The organism is Brevundimonas vitisensis (genome assembly GCF_016656965.1).
In the GTDB taxonomy this organism is placed as follows: Bacteria; Pseudomonadota; Alphaproteobacteria; order Caulobacterales; family Caulobacteraceae; genus Brevundimonas; species Brevundimonas vitisensis.
Map to the genome: position 1 here is coordinate 2710821 of NZ_CP067977.1, position 17415 is coordinate 2728235.

Below are 17415 nucleotides of genomic sequence, written 5' to 3' on the forward strand. Positions count from 1 at the left end.
CGTTCCGCTCCTCAGTTCGCCAGGACCTTGGCGAGCGCACCCGCCAAAATCTTGATGTCGGCATCCAGTGTCGTCTCGGTCGCGCAGACCAGCAGGACATCGTCCATGCCCGCATTGGGGGCCAGACGGCTGTAGGGCACGCCCGCCAGAATGCGGTGCGCGGCCAGGGCATCCACCACCTCGGCGGCATTGCGGGGCAGGCGCACGGCAAACTCGTTGAAGAACCGGCCGGTCAGGATCTCGACCCCAGGAATGGCGGCCAGGGCATCGCGGGTCGCCAGCGCCTTCTCGTGGTTCAGCAGAGCCATGCGGCGCAGGCCGGTCTCGCCCAGCAGGCTCATGTGAATGGTGAAGGCCAGCGAGCACAGGCCCGAGTTGGTGCAGATGTTCGACGTCGCCTTATCCCGGCGGATGTGCTGTTCGCGCGTCGACAGGGTCAGGACGAAGCCGCGCTGGCCATCGGCATCCACCGTCTCGCCGCACAGACGGCCCGGCATCTGGCGGATCAGCTTCTCGCGGCAGGCGAACAGGCCGATGTACGGACCGCCATAGTTCAGGGCATTGCCGATCGACTGGCCCTCGGCGGCCACGATGTCGGCCCCCATCTCGCCAGGCGATTTCAGCAGGCCCATCGACACGGCCTCGGTCACGACCACGATCAGCAGAGCCCCGGCCGCATGGGCCGCCTCGGCGATCCTGGTCACGTCGGTGGCGGTGCCGAAGACGTTCGGGGTCTGGACGACGACACAGGCCGTGTCCGGCCCGATCTGGGCGATGACGTCGGCTTCGGCATCGACGGCCGGAGCCAGGACCTGCGTCTCTACCCCGACCGCATGCACGACCGTTTCGGTCGCGGCGACATAGTGGGGGTGAACCCCGCCCGAGATGACCGCCTTGTTCCGGCGCGTCACCCGCGTCGCCATCAGGACGCCCTCGGCCATGGCGGTCGAGCCGTCATAGAGGCTGGCGTTGGCCACATCCATTCCGGTCAGGTTCGCCACCTGGGTCTGGAACTCATACAGGTACTGCAGCGTCCCCTGGGCGATCTCGGGCTGATAGGGGGTGTAGCTGGTCAGGAATTCCGACCGCTGGATCACATGATCCACCGTCGCCGGGACATGGTGGCGATAGGCTCCGGCCCCGCAGAAGAAGGGCACATCGCCCGCGACGGTATTCTTGCCGGCCAGGGCCTTCAGCGCCCGCTCCACCTCCAGCTCGCCCGCCACGCGCGGCAGGTCCACCGGCTCAGCCAGACGCGCGCTCTGCGGCACGTCCACGAACAGGTCGTCGATCGACTTGGCACCGATCGCCGCCAGCATGGCGGTACGATCATCGGGCGTCAGGGGGAGGTAGCGCATGGCGGGGAGGCCTATCTAGCGTTTGATATCGACGTACGACGCGAGCTTCACGCCCTTGCCGATCTCGGTTCCATAATCGACCGGTATGCCGGCCAGCGTGGCGATTTCTCGGAGGTTGCGCCCCTTGAGATCCGTCGCATGACGAATGCCGAACAGGTGAATCGTCACCACTCGCTCGCCATCGCCTGCGCGATCGCAATCATCTTTGAGTTGGGCCGCGAGTTGCTCGTTGGTCATGCGGTTATCAGAGCGTCGTCAGGTACTGGTCGTAGGCCGCCTGATCCATCAGGGCGTCCAGACCGGAAGCATCGGCGACCTTGATCTTGGCGAACCAGCCATCGGCTTCGGGCGCTGCATTGACCGTTTCCGGGGCGCTGGACAGGGCGTCATTGGCTTCGACCACTTCGCCCGACACCGGCGCATAGACGTCGGAGGCGGCCTTGACGCTCTCGACGACGGCAAAGCTGTCGCCCTTGGTCACGGTCTTGCCGACCTGCGGAACCTCGACGAACACGACATCGCCCAGTTGGTCGGCGGCGTGTTTGGTAATGCCCACGGTGGCGATGTCGCCGTCCAGGCTGACCCACTCGTGATCCTTGGTGAACTTCATCGGACGATCCCTCAGGCTTTTGGTTTGCGGTGATAGCGCTGTGCCACGAAGGGCATGGCGATGACTTCGGCGGCTGCGGCCTTGCCGCGCACGATGACTTTCAGCTCAGTGCCCAGGGCCGCGTGCGAGGCGGGCACATAACCCATGGCGATGTTCCGACCCAGGGTAGGGGAGGGGCCGCCGGAGGTCACCGCGCCGATGACCGTGCCGTCCTCATCCGCGATCTCTGCGCCCTCGCGCGCCGGGGCACCTTCCTTGACGCTCAGTCCCACGCGTACCCGACCGGTGCCTTCCGCCAGTTCCTTCAGGATCCGCTCGGCACCATTGAAGTCGGCCGCTTCCTTGCGCGACTTGGACAGGGCAAAGGTCAGGGCCGCCTCGACCGGTGACGTCGTCGCATCGATGTCGTGGCCATGCAGCGGCAGTCCGGCTTCCAGCCGCAGGCTGTCACGCGCGCCCAGGCCGATCGGCTTGACCCGCGCGTCCTCCAGGATGGTGTTCCAGATCCGCTCGGCATCCGCGTTCGGCACGGAAATTTCGTAGCCGTCTTCGCCCGTGTAGCCCGAGCGCGAGACATAGCAGTCGACGCCGAACAGCATCAGCCGCGCACAGTCCATGAAGCCGAACTCGGCCAGGACCGGCTCGTGCGCCGCCATCACCTCGGCCGCCTCGGGCCCCTGGATGGCGATCAGCGCGCGGTCGGACAGGACGGTCAGGGTCGCGTCGCCCTGCAGATGCGCGTCCAGATAGGCGAAGTCCGCATCCTTATTGCCGGCATTGACCACGACATAAAGGCCGTCGTGGTCGGGCTTTCCGGCCATCAGATCGTCCATGATGCCGCCTTCGGTATTCAGCAGCAGGCTGTATTTCTGTTTGCCGGCTTTCAGGGCTTCATAGTCGCCGGGCACGAAGCGCTGGAACTGGGTAATGGCGTCCGCGCCCGTGATCTTGCACTGGCCCATGTGCGAGACATCAAACAGGCCAGCGTGTTCGCGGGTCCAGCGATGCTCGGCCAGGACGCCCTCATACTGCACAGGCATGTCATAGCCGCCGAACCCGACCATGCGGGCCCCCAGGGCGCGGTGCGCGGCATTCAGCGGCGTGGTCTTCAAGGCTTGATCGGTCATGCGGGCCAGACTTTCAGAGTCGCGTGTTGAAGCGGGTGATGCCCGCCGTCCTCGCGCCCCCGCTGTCCGTGAGGCCTGAGAGATTCCGGCTCGGATCCGATCCGGGCCTTGCTCCGTCGGCGCGATCCCCAGATCCGAAGATCCTGGATCGACTTTCCAGCGTCCGTATGTCCTCGCGGTCCGTTTGCCTGAGCGTTTCCGGGGCGGTTGCGCCTTCGGCTCCGAGGTCCGCCGAAACGGCCCCGATCTCTCCCGCGAGAGCAAGGTCCAAAGGCCCCGAGTCAGGCCCTGAGTCAAGCGTGACCAAACGGAACATCCTGCCGCGGCGGCGGGTTCTCGTCGCACTGTCACCTCATTCAGGAATACTCATGTCTATCCTCGACAAAATCCTCGGTAAGGACGAAGCGCCGCGCACCTCTCCGGCCAAGGCCGATGGCCCGATGCAGAAGGTCCTCGACGAACTGGCGTCTCTCGGCGGCAAGCCGATCGAAAACCTGGGCGCCGAGCAGGCCCGCCTTCAGCCGACCCCGACCGATGCGGTCAAATCCCTGCTGCGCAAGTCGGGTAAGGACCCGGCCGCCGACCTGGGAGTCAGAACCGCCGACATCACCATTCCCGGCGCCGCCGGCCCCATCCAGGCCCGCATCTACAAGCCGCATGAGCATTCCGAGGATCGGCTGCATCCGGTTGTGGTCTATTTCCATGGCGGCGGCTTCGTTATCGCCGATCTGGACGTCTATGACGGTGGCCCGCGCGGCGTCTCGAAGATGGCCGATGTCATCGTGGTCTCCGTCCATTATCGCCAAGCACCGGAGCACAAATTCCCCGCCGCCCACGAAGATGCGGTCGCGGCCTACAAATGGGTGCTCGACAATGCCCAGACCTTCAATGGCGACCCCCAGAAGGTAGCAGTGATGGGAGAAAGCGCAGGCGGTAACTTGGCCATCAATGTCGCCATCGCCGCGCGCGACCAAGGGCTGCAGGCTCCGCTGCATCAGGTGCTGGTCTATCCCCTGGTCGGCAACGACCTGAACACGCCGTCATATGTCGAGAACGAGTTCGCTAAGCCACTCAATAAGGCGATGATCGAATGGTTTGTTGAACAAACCTTCGACAGCCAAGCCCAGACTGCCGACACACGCGTCAATGTTGTCGAGGCGGACCTGATCGGCCTGCCGTCTGCTACCATCATCTTGGCCGAGATCGATCCCCTGCGGTCAGAGGGAGAACTGCTGGCCGAGCGGTTGGAACAGTCCGGTGTGGATGTGCGTCACAAGACCTTCCACGGCTCCACGCACGAGTTCTTCGGCATGGCTCTGGTCGTGCCGGATGCGGCAGCCGCCCAGACGTTTGCCGCCCACGAACTGAAGCGTGCCTTCGGCACTGCCATTCTTCCTATCTAGACTGCCATCCTTCCTATCGAAAGGTGCCATCTCCTCCCCATTCCGGATGGGGAGGAGAAATGCCTGCCGTCGAGGGCGTAGGAGCGCGCGCGGCCGTGCTGAGCGGCGCAAACATGCTCATTCCCAAAGCCGGTAGGCGCTCCGGCTTGCCCGAGGGAGGCTTTTCCCCTATACGGCCCGGCTTTCCAGGGCTTCGGTCCTGGCGCGGAGTATCAAAGGGTTCGGGAAGCCATCCCGGCCGCCGCGTCAGGAGCCATCGTGGGACAGGACTTCTAACCCGGTCCGCCCGCGCCGACGTCCATCAAGGGAGACTACCGAATGGCTCTTTACGAGCACACGGTCATGACGCGCCAGGATATCAGCGCGCAACAGGCCGAAGCGCTGAACGACACCATCAAGGCGATCATCGAGGCCGGCGGCGGATCCGTCGCCAAGATCGAATACTGGGGTCTGCGCAACCTGACCTATCGGGTCAAGAAGAACCGCAAGGCACACTATTCTCTGCTCGCCATCGACACTCCGCCGGCCGCCATGGCCGAGGTCGAGCGTCAGCTGGGCATCAACGAAGACGTCCTTCGCTGGCTGACCGTCCGGGTCGAGGAACTTGACCTGGAACTGTCGCCCCTGCTGGCTCGTCGTGAGCGCGAACGTGAGCGCGAACGCGATCGTGCCCCCCGCGCCGATGAAGTCGAAGCCGTCTAAGGGAACCGGATCATGACTGACACCACATCCGCCCCTTCGGGCGCCAACACTCCGGGGACCCCCGCGGGCTCCGGCTCCGCCGGACGCCGTCCCTTCTATCGTCGTCGCAAGGTGTGCCCGTTCTCGGGTGCCAATGCGCCGAAGATCGACTACAAGGACGTCAAGCTGCTGCAACGCTACATCAGCGAGCGTGGCAAGATCGTCCCGTCGCGCATCACCGCCGTTTCCCAGAAGAAGCAGCGCCTGCTGGCCCAGGCCATCAAGCGTGCCCGCTATCTGGCCCTCCTGCCCTATGTGGTGAAGTGATATGAAGGTCGTTCTGCTTGAACGCGTCGATAATCTCGGCGCCATCGGCGATGTCGTTACCGTTAAGGACGGCTTCGCCCGCAACTTCCTTCTGCCGCGCGACAAGGCCCGCCGGGCCACCGCCAACAACCTGAAGGCCTTCGAAGTCGAGCGCGCTGCCATCGAGGCGCGCAACGAGAAGAACAAGGCCGATGCGGCCAAGGTTGGCGACAAGATCGACGGCCAGACCTACGTCCTGATCCGTCAGGCCGGCGAAACGGGCCAGCTCTATGGTTCGGTTGCCGCCCGCGACGTGGCTGAGGCCGTTCAGGCTGAAGGCGGCAAGGTCGAGCGCAGCCAGGTCGTCCTGAATGTGCCGATCAAGACGCTGGGCGTCCACGACGTGCCGGTTCGCCTGCACGCCGAGGTCATGGTCACCGTCAAGATCAACGTCGCCCGCTCGGCTGAAGAAGCCGAACGTCAGGCGCGCGGCGAGGACGTCATCAAGGCGGCCTATGACGACGACCGCCAGGCTGCCGAGGAACAGGCCCGCGACATGTTCGAGGGCGGTGCCGGTCGCCAGGACGGACTGGGCAGCGAAGACTGATCCTGTCCTCCGGGTCAGATCAACAAGGTGGGGCGCGTTCGGCAACGGACGCGCCCTTTCTTTATCCGGCTGCGATCCTTCCCTGAAACGGCCGCAAACGAACGCCTAAGCTGAGCCTTTCAGGAGGGATGACATGCGATCTGCAACCCTGGCTCTTGGGCTCACGCTGACGATCATGGCCGGGGCTGTTCAGGCCCAGTCGCCCATGACCCTGGAGGCCTTCGTCAATCGGGCCAATCGTATTCCGCTGAACCCGACCGCCATGCTGATGCCGGACGCCCATCGTCTGAAGACCGAGGCCGAGCGAGCCTTCGTCACCGTCAGGGGGGAAATCCGCGAGGCCCGTGCCGCGGGCCGGACGCTCTTGGCCTGCCCGCCCGAACGGATCTCACTGGATGCGCGCCAGTTCCTCGGGTTTCTGAACGCCATCCCCCAGAGCCGACGTCAGCGCATGACCGTGGCCGACGGTGTGCGCGAATGGTTTCGAGCGCAGCATCCTTGCCCGGCTTGATGCCGTTGCGGAATTGACAGCGTTCCACAGCGTTAACGTCTTGTCCCCCGCGAATGGGACGACCGCAGGTGTCGCAGGGGGCCTTCAAGGTTAGACCTCCTGCAATGAACGCCTATGCCCCTGTGACCTTTCCGTCGCCCCTCGACCCCGGCGCGATCACCTCGATGCCCCACAATCTGGAGGCCGAGCAGGCGCTGCTGGGCGCGCTGATGTTCGATAATGCCGTCTTCGAGCGGATCAGCGACCGGCTGAGTGGCATCCACTTCTACGAGCCGTTCCACCAGCGGCTCTATACGGCGATCGAAGATCACATCCGGCAGGGCCTGCTGGCTGAGCCGACCATCCTGATGGAGCGGTTCAAACAGGATCCGGCGTTCGAGGAGTTCGGCGGTCTGCGCTATCTGGCCGATCTGGTCGACCGTGCCCCGCCAGCTGCCAATGCGCCGGATTATGCCCGCGTCGTCTATGACCTGGCCCTGCGCCGCGATCTGATCCGCATCGGCGGCGAGATCGCCAAGGCTGCGCCCGATCCCGAGACCAAGGCCATCGATCAGATCGAACAGGCCGAACAGCAGCTGTATAATCTGGCTGAGACCGGAAAGGCCTCATCGGGCTTCGTGCCCTTTTCCACCGCTGTCGCCGGCGCCCTGGAAATGGCGGAGGAAGCCTATCGCCGAGAGGGCAAGATTGCGGGGCTGGAAACGCACCTGATCGACCTGGACCACATGCTGGGCGGGCTTCACCCGTCCGACCTGCTGATCCTGGCAGGACGTCCGTCGATGGGAAAGACGGCCCTGGCCACCAACATCGCCTTCAACGTCGCCCGCCGGTACCAGTGGGAGCCGACACCGGAGGGCCGCAAGACCGTCAACGGCGGCGTCGTCGCCTTCTTCTCGCTGGAAATGAGCGCCGAACAGCTGGCGATGCGTATCCTGGCAGACGCCTCCAATGTGTCGTCGGACAAGATGCGAAAGGGCGACCTGAACGCCACCGACTATGGCCAGATCCGCGAGGCTGCGGACGAGATCGCCGCCAGTCCCTTGTACATCGACGCCACCGGCGGACTGTCGATCGCCAAGCTGGCCGCCCGCGCCCGGCGCCTGAAACGGCAGGAGCAGGGGCTGGACCTGATCGTGGTCGACTATCTGCAGCTCATCACGACCGGCGAATCCAACAGCCAGAAAAACCGCGTGCAGGAAGTGTCGGAAATCACCGGCGGTCTGAAGGCGTTGGCCAAGGAACTGGACGTGCCGATCCTGGCGCTGTCGCAGCTGTCCCGTCAGGTCGAGAACCGGGAGGATAAACGGCCCCAGCTATCGGACCTGCGCGAATCCGGCTCGATCGAGCAGGACGCCGACTGCGTGATGTTCGTCTACCGTGAGAGCTACTACCACGAACGCCTGAAGCCCTCCGACGAGAAGAAGGAGGAATATGTGACCTGGGCCGAGAGGATGGGCGAAATCCACGGTCAGGCCGAGGTCGTCATCGGCAAGCAGCGCCACGGTCCCATCGGAATCGTCAAACTGGCCTTCGACGACAACACGACCCGCTTCGGTAACCTGGCTCGCGACGGCCGCTACGGCAACTTCCAGGACATCCCGGAATAGATCAAATCGCCAGTCCGCCGCCCACCATGGCTCCCATCAGGGCGGCCATCACGCCGCCACCCACGACGACGACCCAACGGGGCAGGGGCATCTCGACCGGGGTCATCGTTTCGAACTGGCGGCTCGGGGACGACCGCCAGGCGATGGCGTCAAAGGCATTGGCCGCGGACAAGGAGGGCCGGTGGGGCGTGGATGATGACATTGACATGACGACCTAACGGCGATCGCCGCAGGGTCGTTCCCGTCAGGCCGCGGCGGCCAAGTCGACAGGCCGGTCCGTCACCACAAACAGATATTCGACATTGCGCAGCCGACCCACCGCTCCGACCTTTTCGCCCTTCGGATTATGAATGCCGATCCGGGCCCCGACATAGCGGGGGCGGGCGATCTCGACGACCTGAACATGGCCGCGTGCGCCCAGCATCTGAACCAAGGTCTCACGGTCCAGATAGCCCTCGTCGTTGAATGAGACGATCAGATTGGGGGCTTTCAGCCGATCAATGACAGACTGCAGAGCCGGTCCGATGCCGCGCCGAGAATTAAAGGCGCTTTTGCGCGTCCTGACGTCCACACGCTTGTTGGCGATGCCATAGGTCTCGGGTTTGTCCCACAGGACCAGGCTCTCCCAGCAGTGATAGTTGCCCAGATAGGAGTGCTGGTTGTAGGGCGGGTCCAGATAGACAAGGTCGGCCTCGACCTGTGCCGCCATATCGACCGCATCGCCTTGGGTCGCGACGCAAGGCCCAGTCGTCACGCCGGGCAGTAGCTCGGGCAAGCGCAGTTCCAAAGGCTTCAAAGCCCGCGCGGCCCAGGTCTTCATATAGGCCATCTGGACACCGGCCGTGGAGTCGACCCGATCGGCTGCCTCCATCAGACTGACCAAGGCGATCGCTTCCAGCTCAGGCTCCAGTGCCAGCGTCTCGATCCGGTCACGCATGGCATCGATGCGGGCTCCGTTGTCGGGATGGAAGTATCGGGCGTCCTCGCAGAAGGCCTTGGTAAACCAGCCCGCCTGTGGGCGCACCTGCCGCAACTCGGCCAGCACCGCCTCTGCGCGTTCCAGCCAGATGTCGCGATCGGCCTGGACATAGGCCGTGGCCAGGGTGTGGGCATAGGCATTGTGGTCGTTCGACCACACCCGATAACCCTGCGCCTTCATCGCATGGCCGACGCGAGCTGTTCCGGAAAAGAGATCGCAGACCCTGCCACCCGCGGGCAGGACGTCGCGAACCGCACCTGTGACATGGCCCAGCAAGGCGCGCTTGGAGCCGATGTATTTGATCATCCGGTGCCGTTAGCTTTTGCGGGCGCCCTTCGCCTTTGACGGAGCATGAGCCAATCGCAGCAGATTCGCAGCCCCCGGTGCCCCGAAAGGCGTACCGGCCAGGATCAGGATGCGCTGACCCGGTTGGGCCAGGCCAAACGTCATGGCCCCGCTGACGGCGTCATCAGTGACGTCTTCCAGGCTGGCAGGCTCCTTGCCCAGACGAGGTTCCAGACCCCAGACGAGGGCCAGTCGGCGCGCGGTTTCCGGCTTGGGTGTCAGGGCCAGCATGGGCTGCAGCGGTCGCTCGCGTGACATCCGTCGCGCCGTCCCGCCCAAGGTGGTGAACACGACGATACAGGCCGTCGACTGAGCCTCGCCCGCCTTGCGCGCTGCCGCGACCAGGGCGTCGGCGTCGATGTCATCCATGCCGGCATGCTCGGCATCCATCAGACTGGGCCACAGCGGGTCAGCTTCGACCCGCTCCATGATCCGGTTCATGATGCCGACCGCTTCCAGCGGATAGTCGCCGGACGCCGTCTCGGCCGACAGCATCAGGGCGTCGGCGCCTTCATAGACGGCATTGGCAACGTCCGAGGCCTCTGCCCGGGTCGGCGCCGGTGCCGCCGTCATCGATTCCAGCATCTGGGTGGCGACGATCACCGGCACGCCGCGCTGGCGGGCCGCGCGGATGATGGCCTTCTGCGCGACGGGGACGTCCTCCGGGTTCATTTCCACGCCCAGATCGCCGCGCGCGACCATGACCCCGTCGCAATAGTCCAGAATGCTGTTCAGGTCGGCCAGAGCCTGGGGCTTTTCGATCTTGGCCAGGCAGGCGGCGCGACCCTTCACGATCTGCTTCAGCTCGGCCATGTCCTCGGCCTTCTGGACGAAGCTGAGCGCGACCCAGTCCACGCCGATCCGCAGGGCAAAGGCCAGGTCCTCGCGGTCCTTGGGGGTCAGGGCCGAAACCGGCACGACGGCTTCCGGCACGGCCACGCCCTTGCGGTCGCTCAGCTTGGAGCCGCTCTCGATCGTGACGTCTGCCCATTCGTCGGTCCGCTCGCCGACGCGCAGCCGCACACGCCCGTCGTCCAGCAACAGCAGCATGCCGGGCCGCAGAGCCCGGAAAATCTCCGGATGCGGCATCTGAACGCGTGTCTCGTCGCCCGGGGTCGGGTCCAGGTCGAAGCGCATCTTGTGGCCCGGCTTCACGTCGATCTCGACGTTGGCGAACCGGCCCAGGCGCAGTTTCGGCCCCTGCAGATCGGCCAGCACGCCCAGCGGACGCTGCAGGGCCATCTCGGCTCCCCGCACAGCCTTCAGGGCGGCCGCATGGTCATCGTGGCTGCCGTGGCTGAAGTTCAGGCGAAAGACATCCACCCCGGCCTCGGCCAGGGCCTTGACCATGCCGGGGGCCCGGCTGGCGGGTCCCAGTGTGGCGACGATGCGGGCGCGCCGGGCTCTGATCATGATCGGGTCCGTTAAGGCAAGGTGATGCGAGCCGCCGTTGTGCCAACGATTGAGCGGCCGGGTAAGGGCACCCTCCAGAGGCGAAACACGAAGTGACGCAGGTGGAACGCCCGAGGATCAGTTCGTCAGGACGCGCGGCAGTTTGAAGGTGACGGCCTCGCGTGCGCCGTCGTCTTCGGTCACTTCGGCGTCGAACCGGGTATGGATCGCGGCGATCAGATCTTCGATCAGTCGCTCCGGGGCCGAGGCTCCGGCCGTGACACCCACGGTTTCCACACCGTCGAACCAGGACCAGTCGATGTGACTGGCATCGTCGATCAGTCGGGCGTCGCGCGCGCCGGCCTTCAGCGCCACCTCGACCAGGCGGACCGAGTTGGAGGAATTCTGCGATCCAATGACGAGCACCAGGTCGCTGCCATCGGCCAGGCGCTTGACCGCTTCCTGCCGATTGGTGGTGGCATAGCAGATGTCCTCCTTGTGCGGCTCGGGCAGTTCGGGGAACCGGGCGCGCAGGACCGACAGAATTTCGGCGGTGTCATCGACCGACAGGGTGGTCTGGGTGGCATAGGCCAGGGGCGCATCGCCCGGGCGCTGGAAGGTCTGGGCATCTTCCACGGTTTCGACCAGTGTGATCGCCCCCGCCGGCAACTGGCCCATGGTCCCGACCACTTCCGGATGGCCAGCGTGGCCGATCAGGATGATGTGGCGTCCCTCGGCATGACGGCGCTCGCATTCGACATGCACTTTCGACACGAGGGGGCAGGTGGCGTCCAGAAAGAACATGTCGCGCGCACGCGCTGTATCGGGCACCGACTTGGGCACGCCGTGGGCCGAAAAGACGACCGGACGATCATCGGGGCACTGGTCCAGCTCGCGCACGAAGACGGCCCCCAGCGATTTGAGCCGCTCCACGACATGGCGATTGTGGACGATCTCATGGCGCACATAGACCGGCGCGCCGTATTTCGCGATCGCCCGCTCCACGATCTGAATGGCGCGATCGACCCCGGCACAGAAGCCGCGCGGCGTGGCCAGACGCACGGTAAGGCTGCGCTTGGGAAAGACGGAGGCCGGTGCATGGAGGGTCATGGCGACAACCTAGTCGCTGTGCCGGGCGATCGCCACCGCTCACGCGCGTGCAAGATGAGGTTCTGCGTGTTTGCCGCGCCTCGCTTTAGCCGCTATCAGCGGCGAGCGTATGGACGGCGTGACGACCCCCGTGCGCGTGTCCCTGGCTGTCGGAATTCTGATTTGATGCGTCGCGCCCTTTTCGCCTCCCTCGCCGTGATGACTGTGGCGGCCGCCCTGCCTGCTGCTGCCCAGGCCCAGGTCCCTGGCCAGACGCCGGACCAGCGTGGCCGGCCCACCCAGGACGCCGAGCCCGCCGAGCGGTCGCGGGCCCCCCGTATCGCGCCGCTGCGCCGACAGCCGAACGCGGGGCCGTGCCCCTATGTCAAAATCCTGTACGACGCGGCACGCTTCGTGGAGATCGCAGGCGATGGCCGCGCTGCGGCCTCGAACATCGGCTACACCGGCGAGATCGAGGGTCTGTCGTCCGGCTGCGCCTATCAGTCCGACGAGCCGATCACCGTGCACGTCGATCTGCTGTTCAATCTGGGCCGCGGACCGCAGGCTCAGGGTGACAGCCGGACCTATCGCTACTGGATCGCCGTGACGGAGCGGAACCGCGCTGTCCTCGCCAAGGAATATTTCGATCTGCCCGTGACTTTCGAAGGTGCGGACCGCACCTCCGTCACCGAAGAGCGGGTGATCGTGATCCCTCGCGCCGGCATCGAGACCAGCGGCGCGAATTTCGAAGTTCTGGTCGGTTTCGACGTGACGCCTGAAATGGCCGAGTTCAACCGCAGCGGCAGCCGCTTCCGTGTGACCGCCGGTCAAAGCCCCGCGCCCGCCGCCACGCCCCCGGCCCAATGACCGACCTGCGATCGTCTCTGAGCGAAGCGGTCAGCGCCGCCTTCGCCGCCGAAGGCGTGGCCACGGCGCTGGCGCGCGTGAGCGCATCCGACCGTCCGGACCTGGCCGATTTTCAATCCAACGGGGCCCTGGCCGCCGCCAAGGCCCTGGGCACCAATCCGCGTGAGCTGGCTGGAAAGATCGCCGAGCGACTGGCAGGCGATCCGCAACTGGTTTCGGTCGAGATCGCCGGACCGGGCTTCATCAATATGAAGGTCGCCGATACCGCCCTGTCGGCGCGGGCGGCCGAGGTGGCGCAAGACACCGCCCTGGCAGGAGCCTCGGCGGTCGAGACGCCGCGCCGGGTGGTGATCGACTATGCGGGGCCGAATGTGGCCAAGCCGATGCACGTCGGCCATCTGCGGTCGTCCATCATCGGCGAGAGCCTGAAGCGGCTGTTCCGGTTCCGTGGCGATACCGTCTGGGGTGATGCCCACTTCGGCGACTGGGGCTTCCAGATGGGCCTGCTGATCGTGGCCTGCGCCGACGAAGGCCTGGCCGATGGTTTCACCGTCGAAGGCGATGGCCCTTTCCCGGCCGAAAGCCCGGTCAGCCTGGACGATCTGGAGCGGCTCTATCCGCTGACCGCCGCGCGCGCCAAGGAAGACCCGGCATTCCGTGACCGCGCCCGCAAGGCGACGGCAGAACTGCAATCCGGGCGTCCCGGCTATCGGGCGTTGTGGACCCATTTCGTGGCCGTCAGCCGCACGGCCCTGGAGCGCGAGTTCGGGGCTCTGGGTGTAACCTTCGACCTGTGGAACGGCGAGTCGGATGCCGACCCCCTGATCCCTGAAATGGTCGCCGAGCTGGAGGCCAAGGGCCTGCTGGTCGAGGACCAGGGCGCTCGGGTGATCCACGTCGCGCGCGAAGGCGAGACCAAGAAGAAGAAGCTGGACGACGGCACCGTTGTGGTGCGGCCCAGCCCCGACCCCTTGCTGGTCGTGTCGTCTGAAGGGTCGGCCATGTATGGCACGACGGATCTAGCGACCATCCTGGACCGGCGCCGACAGTTCGATTTCGACTTGATCCTGTATTGCGTCGATCAGCGTCAGGGCGACCATTTCGAACAGGTGTTCCGCGCTGCCTATCTGGCCGGCTATGCCCAGCCGGGGCAGTTGGAGCATGCGGCCAACGGCACGATGAACGGTGCCGACGGCAAGCCGTTCAAGACCCGGGCGGGCGGCGTGCTGAAACTGCATGACCTGATCACCCAGGCTCTGGAAAAGGCCCGCGAACGGCTGACCGAAGCGCAGCTGGGCACCGATCTGACGCCCGAGGCTTTCGAGGCGATCGCCCATCAGGTCGCCGTGGCCGCGCTGAAGTTCGCCGAGCTGTCGAACAGCCGAACCACCAGCTATGTCTTCGACCTGGACCGGTTCATGAGCTTCGAGGGGCGGACCGGACCCTATCTGCTGTACCAGGCGGTGCGCATTAAATCCCTGCTGCGCAAGGCCTCGGAGCAGGGTCTGTCGCCCGGACCGATCGTCGTAGCCGAGGCGGCCGAGCGTGATCTGGCCCTGACGCTGGATGCCTTCGATGCCGCGGTCGCCGATGCCTATGAGAAGCGCAGCCCGCATCTGATCGCCGAGCATGCCTATCGGCTGGCCCAGTCCTTTTCGAAATTCTATGCGGCCTGCCCGATCCTGGTCGCGCCGGATGCGGCCGTGAAAGCCTCCCGCCTGGCCCTTGCGGCGGCGGCGCTGCATCAGTTGGAGACGGCGCTGGACCTGCTGGGGATCACGGTGCCCGACCGGATGTAGCTTTTGCGTCACGGACTCCGGCCGCAAGGTCTGGTTAACCTTTGCCTTGGGCAGAGGGGCTGGGCATGGCGGTCAAGGGTTCGGGGCAGAAGCGCGACGGGCGGGACGGCTTCGTCCTGGCCGATCTGACGCCGCCGTTCCTGAAGAAGCGGGCCGCCTTCTATATCGACGGGTTCAACCTGCATCATTCGATCCTGGACCTGGGCCAGCGCGAGCTGCTGTGGCTGGATCTGTCGGCGCTGGGCCGGTTGCTGATCGCGCGCAACGAGCGGCTGGTCGGCACGGTCTGGGTCAGTGCCCACAGACCCCAGAAGCGGGACCGGATGACCGCCCTATACGCCTATGAGCAGGCGCTGCGGGGGCGGGGGGTGCGCTGCCTGATGGGCCATTTCGTCCTGCACGGCGATCATTGCCATGCCTGCGGGCATCAGTGGATGGACGCCACCGAAAAGCAGAGCGACGTGAACCTGGCCCTGGCCGTCGCCGCAGACGCCGCCGCCGATCGCTTCGATGTGGCCTACATTCTGACGACGGACGGCGACCATGCCGCCACCGCCCGGTTCCTGAAGGAGGGGTATCCGCACAAGCGGGTCATCACCGTCGCTCCGCCCGGCCGTCATCACAACCGCCAGATCCTGCCGTGGTGTGACGACAGGATTTCGATCGAGCGACGCATGCTGGAACGCGCCGCCCTGCCGGACCGCGTGAAGTCCGGCCGCATCTGGGTCGAGCGGCCCCAAAGTTGGCGACCGCGCGATCCGATCCTGGACGCCCCGCCGCCCAGCCCGCCACCTGCGGGGTCCAAGCCTCGACATCTACGACTGGTGGTGTCCAATTAGGGGCCCGAACGAAAGAGCCCCCGATGACCATGGACGCCTATATCGCCGACCTGCCCAAGGCCGAGCTGCACCTGCATATCGAAGGCAGTCTGGAGCCCGAGCTGATGTTCGAGCTGGCGCGGCGTAATCGCGTCGCCATCCCGTTCGACACCGTCGAGGCGGTGCGTGCCGCCTATGATTTCTCCAACCTTCAGGACTTCCTCGACATCTATTATGCGGGGGCCGAGGTCCTGCGGACGGAACAGGATTTCCAAGATCTGGCCCTGGCCTATTTCCGGCGCGCGGCGGCGGACCGGGTGCGCCATGCGGAGATCTTCTTTGACCCCCAGACCCACACTGACCGTGGCATTCCGTTTCAGGTGGTGATCGAGGGTCTGACCTCAGGCATGGCCGCGGCCAGGACCGAGCTGGATGTCTCGTCGCAGCTGATCCTGTGCTTCCTGCGCCACCTGGACGAAGACGCGGCCCAGGCCACCTTGAGTGCCGCCGAGCCCTGGCTGGACCGGATTGCCGGGGTTGGACTGGACTCGTCCGAAGTGGGTCATCCGCCCTCCAAATTCCAGCGCGTCTTCGATCGGGCCGGGGCCATGGGTCTGAAGCGCGTCGCCCATGCGGGAGAGGAGGGCCCGCCTGCCTATGTGTGGGAGGCGCTGGATCTGCTCAAGATCGACCGGATGGACCACGGCAATCGTTCCATGGAGGACGAGGCCCTGATCCAGCGGCTGGCGGCCTCTGGCATGACGCTGACCGTCTGTCCGCTGTCGAACCTGAAACTGTGCGTGGTCGATGACCTGGCCAAACACCCGGTGCCGGAGATGCTGCGCCGGGGCCTGCACGTGACGCTGAATTCGGACGATCCGGCCTATTTCGGCGGCTATGTGAACGACAACTACCGGGCCCTGGCGGCGGCGGTCGGCCTGACGCGCGAACAGGTGACCCAGCTGGCCCGCAACAGTTTCGAAGGGGCCTTCCTGAGCCCCGGCGAAAAGATCGCTCGCCTGGCCGAGATCGACGCCTACGCCGCCCGCTGACCCTGTCTCCTCCCTGTCGCGTAGCGATGGGGAGGGGGGTCTTCAGTGCCAGTGCTGGGGAAAGGACCCCTCCACCACTTCGTGGTCCCCCTCCCCATCGCTGATGGGGAGGAGACGTGCCACCCCCGTCAGAACGGGCTGAAGCGCTCCACCAGGGACTGGGCGGCGGGAGTGGCCTGCATCCGGCTGATGTCGCCGCGGCCGCCGTAGCTGATGCGAGCTTCGGCGATCTGGGTGTGGGAGACGGTGTTGCCCGACGAGATGTCCTCAGGCCGCACGATGCCCGCGACGGTCAGCTCGCGGATTTCGCGGTTGGTGCGCACTTCTTGCCGACCCTGGATCACCAGATTGCCGTTGGGCAGCACGGCGGTGACCACGGCGGCGATGGTCAGGCTGACCCGCTCCGACCGGCTGACGCTGCCCGATCCGGCGGCATTGGACTGGCCTTCCAGTCCAACCAGATTGGCCGGGTCGAAGCCGCCCGGAAAGGCTTGCCCCAGGCTGTTTTCAAGTCCGAAGAAGTTGGTGACGCCGCCTGACATTTCGTTGGTGCGGGCGCGCTGGGTCGAGTTCGAGGTCTGGGCGCGGTCGTCGATGTCGATATTGACGGTCAGGATGTCACCGACGCGGCGGGCGCGCTGGTCGCCGAAGAAGCTGCGGGCTCCGGTGCGCCACAGGCTGTTGGCGCTGGCCGGGCGATCCTCGGGCGCGGGCAGATAGGTCTGCTGCACCGGGACCAGTGCCGCCGGATAGCCGATCGGGGCCAGCTCGGGCCCGCGGACGGTCTCCAGCGCGGTGGAACAGGCCCCCAGCGAAATGGCGGAAATCAGCAGGATGGAGACGTTCTGGATGACAGGGCGCATG

General features: G+C 65.6%; 19 protein-coding genes and 2 riboswitches. Of the genes, 10 read left to right on the forward strand and 9 right to left on the reverse strand.

Going from position 1 to position 17415, the window contains the following annotated elements; genetic code table 11:
• Positions 1-11 precede the first annotated feature (11 nt).
• Genes gcvPA through gcvT form a run of 4 tightly spaced genes read right to left on the reverse strand, consistent with a single transcriptional unit; the run spans position 12 to position 3095 of the window.
• Positions 12-1358 (reverse strand): aminomethyl-transferring glycine dehydrogenase subunit GcvPA, encoded by a 1347-nt coding sequence (gene gcvPA / locus JIP62_RS13670; RefSeq protein ID WP_201102695.1) that lies wholly within the window; start codon positions 1356-1358, stop codon positions 12-14.
• A gap of 15 nt (positions 1359-1373) precedes the next feature.
• A complete protein-coding gene (locus JIP62_RS13675) occupies positions 1374-1595 on the reverse strand; it encodes an HTH-like domain-containing protein (RefSeq protein WP_201102696.1) in 222 nt (73 codons plus the stop codon).
• Between the two features lie 7 nt (positions 1596-1602).
• Positions 1603-1968 (reverse strand): glycine cleavage system protein GcvH, encoded by a 366-nt coding sequence (gene gcvH, locus JIP62_RS13680; RefSeq protein ID WP_201102697.1) that lies wholly within the window; start codon positions 1966-1968, stop codon positions 1603-1605.
• Positions 1969-1979: 11 nt separating this feature from the next.
• Complete coding sequence (gene gcvT, locus JIP62_RS13685) at positions 1980-3095, reverse strand: glycine cleavage system aminomethyltransferase GcvT (RefSeq protein ID WP_201102698.1); 1116 nt, start codon at positions 3093-3095, stop codon at positions 1980-1982.
• Between the two features lie 60 nt (positions 3096-3155).
• Positions 3156-3257: riboswitch (glycine riboswitch) on the reverse strand.
• 4 nt (positions 3258-3261) lie between these two features.
• A riboswitch (glycine riboswitch) is annotated at positions 3262-3360 on the reverse strand.
• A gap of 103 nt (positions 3361-3463) precedes the next feature.
• Here gcvT and JIP62_RS13690 point away from each other — a divergent pair.
• The 6 genes from JIP62_RS13690 to JIP62_RS13715 all read left to right on the forward strand — a co-directional run bounded on the left by JIP62_RS13690 (position 3464) and on the right by JIP62_RS13715 (position 8210).
• Complete coding sequence (locus tag JIP62_RS13690) at positions 3464-4498, forward strand: alpha/beta hydrolase (protein WP_201102699.1); 1035 nt, start codon at positions 3464-3466, stop codon at positions 4496-4498.
• Between the two features lie 318 nt (positions 4499-4816).
• Entirely contained in the window at positions 4817-5200 is a 384-nt protein-coding gene (gene rpsF, locus JIP62_RS13695; RefSeq protein ID WP_201102700.1) for a 30S ribosomal protein S6, read from the forward strand.
• 12 nt (positions 5201-5212) lie between these two features.
• Positions 5213-5506: a 30S ribosomal protein S18 gene (rpsR, locus tag JIP62_RS13700; RefSeq protein ID WP_201102701.1), complete on the forward strand. Its 294-nt coding sequence runs from the start codon at positions 5213-5215 to the stop codon at positions 5504-5506.
• A gap of 1 nt (position 5507) precedes the next feature.
• On the forward strand, positions 5508-6092 hold the full coding sequence (gene rplI, locus JIP62_RS13705; protein WP_201102702.1) for a 50S ribosomal protein L9: 585 nt from the start codon (positions 5508-5510) through the stop codon (positions 6090-6092).
• A gap of 133 nt (positions 6093-6225) precedes the next feature.
• Positions 6226-6603, forward strand: coding sequence for a hypothetical protein (locus JIP62_RS13710; protein ID WP_201102703.1), 378 nt, complete (start codon positions 6226-6228; stop codon positions 6601-6603).
• A gap of 104 nt (positions 6604-6707) precedes the next feature.
• Positions 6708-8210 carry a replicative DNA helicase gene (locus JIP62_RS13715; RefSeq protein ID WP_201102704.1) on the forward strand — a complete coding sequence of 501 codons (1503 nt, stop codon included), beginning with the start codon at positions 6708-6710 and terminating at the stop codon, positions 8208-8210.
• A gap of 1 nt (position 8211) precedes the next feature.
• Here JIP62_RS13715 and JIP62_RS13720 read toward each other — a convergent pair whose 3' ends face one another.
• The 4 genes from JIP62_RS13720 to ispH form a co-directional block, all read right to left on the reverse strand.
• Positions 8212-8382 (reverse strand): hypothetical protein, encoded by a 171-nt coding sequence (locus JIP62_RS13720; protein WP_201102705.1) that lies wholly within the window; start codon positions 8380-8382, stop codon positions 8212-8214.
• Between the two features lie 72 nt (positions 8383-8454).
• Positions 8455-9495: a DNA adenine methylase gene (locus JIP62_RS13725; protein ID WP_201102706.1), complete on the reverse strand. Its 1041-nt coding sequence runs from the start codon at positions 9493-9495 to the stop codon at positions 8455-8457.
• 9 nt (positions 9496-9504) lie between these two features.
• Positions 9505-10947, reverse strand: coding sequence for a pyruvate kinase (pyk, locus tag JIP62_RS13730; RefSeq protein WP_201102707.1), 1443 nt, complete (start codon positions 10945-10947; stop codon positions 9505-9507).
• Between the two features lie 117 nt (positions 10948-11064).
• Entirely contained in the window at positions 11065-12036 is a 972-nt protein-coding gene (ispH, locus tag JIP62_RS13735; RefSeq protein ID WP_201102708.1) for a 4-hydroxy-3-methylbut-2-enyl diphosphate reductase, read from the reverse strand.
• 165 nt (positions 12037-12201) lie between these two features.
• Between ispH and JIP62_RS13740 the strand changes: the two genes are divergently transcribed.
• From JIP62_RS13740 to JIP62_RS13755, 4 genes are all read left to right on the forward strand, one after another.
• Complete coding sequence (locus tag JIP62_RS13740; RefSeq protein ID WP_201102709.1) at positions 12202-12882, forward strand: Tat pathway signal sequence domain protein; 681 nt, start codon at positions 12202-12204, stop codon at positions 12880-12882.
• Complete coding sequence (argS, locus tag JIP62_RS13745; RefSeq protein ID WP_201102710.1) at positions 12879-14681, forward strand: arginine--tRNA ligase; 1803 nt, start codon at positions 12879-12881, stop codon at positions 14679-14681. Before JIP62_RS13740 ends, argS begins: the two co-directional genes overlap by 4 nt.
• A gap of 65 nt (positions 14682-14746) precedes the next feature.
• Positions 14747-15520, forward strand: coding sequence for an NYN domain-containing protein (locus JIP62_RS13750; RefSeq protein WP_201102711.1), 774 nt, complete (start codon positions 14747-14749; stop codon positions 15518-15520).
• 23 nt (positions 15521-15543) lie between these two features.
• Positions 15544-16551 (forward strand): adenosine deaminase, encoded by a 1008-nt coding sequence (locus tag JIP62_RS13755; protein ID WP_201102712.1) that lies wholly within the window; start codon positions 15544-15546, stop codon positions 16549-16551.
• A 128-nt stretch (positions 16552-16679) separates the two neighbouring features.
• On the opposite strand, the gene flgH is transcribed toward JIP62_RS13755, so the two are convergent.
• Entirely contained in the window at positions 16680-17414 is a 735-nt protein-coding gene (gene flgH, locus JIP62_RS13760) for a flagellar basal body L-ring protein FlgH (RefSeq protein ID WP_201102713.1), read from the reverse strand.
• Position 17415 lies beyond the last annotated feature (1 nt).

Coding starts and splice junctions, on each gene's coding strand:
- JIP62_RS13715 (WP_201102704.1), top strand. CDS start 6,708: ATGAACGCCTATGCCCCTGTGACCTTTCCGTCGCCCCTCGACCCCGGC.
- flgH (WP_201102713.1), bottom strand. CDS start 17,414: ATGCGCCCTGTCATCCAGAACGTCTCCATCCTGCTGATTTCCGCCATT.
- pyk (WP_201102707.1), bottom strand. CDS start 10,947: ATGATCAGAGCCCGGCGCGCCCGCATCGTCGCCACACTGGGACCCGCC.
- JIP62_RS13725 (WP_201102706.1), bottom strand. CDS start 9,495: ATGATCAAATACATCGGCTCCAAGCGCGCCTTGCTGGGCCATGTCACA.
- gcvH (WP_201102697.1), bottom strand. CDS start 1,968: ATGAAGTTCACCAAGGATCACGAGTGGGTCAGCCTGGACGGCGACATC.
- gcvPA (WP_201102695.1), bottom strand. CDS start 1,358: ATGCGCTACCTCCCCCTGACGCCCGATGATCGTACCGCCATGCTGGCG.
- JIP62_RS13755 (WP_201102712.1), top strand. CDS start 15,544: ATGACCATGGACGCCTATATCGCCGACCTGCCCAAGGCCGAGCTGCAC.
- JIP62_RS13740 (WP_201102709.1), top strand. CDS start 12,202: ATGCGTCGCGCCCTTTTCGCCTCCCTCGCCGTGATGACTGTGGCGGCC.
- JIP62_RS13690 (WP_201102699.1), top strand. CDS start 3,464: ATGTCTATCCTCGACAAAATCCTCGGTAAGGACGAAGCGCCGCGCACC.
- JIP62_RS13675 (WP_201102696.1), bottom strand. CDS start 1,595: ATGACCAACGAGCAACTCGCGGCCCAACTCAAAGATGATTGCGATCGC.
- JIP62_RS13710 (WP_201102703.1), top strand. CDS start 6,226: ATGCGATCTGCAACCCTGGCTCTTGGGCTCACGCTGACGATCATGGCC.
- rpsF (WP_201102700.1), top strand. CDS start 4,817: ATGGCTCTTTACGAGCACACGGTCATGACGCGCCAGGATATCAGCGCG.
- JIP62_RS13750 (WP_201102711.1), top strand. CDS start 14,747: ATGGCGGTCAAGGGTTCGGGGCAGAAGCGCGACGGGCGGGACGGCTTC.
- ispH (WP_201102708.1), bottom strand. CDS start 12,036: ATGACCCTCCATGCACCGGCCTCCGTCTTTCCCAAGCGCAGCCTTACC.
- rpsR (WP_201102701.1), top strand. CDS start 5,213: ATGACTGACACCACATCCGCCCCTTCGGGCGCCAACACTCCGGGGACC.
- gcvT (WP_201102698.1), bottom strand. CDS start 3,095: ATGACCGATCAAGCCTTGAAGACCACGCCGCTGAATGCCGCGCACCGC.
- rplI (WP_201102702.1), top strand. CDS start 5,508: ATGAAGGTCGTTCTGCTTGAACGCGTCGATAATCTCGGCGCCATCGGC.
- argS (WP_201102710.1), top strand. CDS start 12,879: ATGACCGACCTGCGATCGTCTCTGAGCGAAGCGGTCAGCGCCGCCTTC.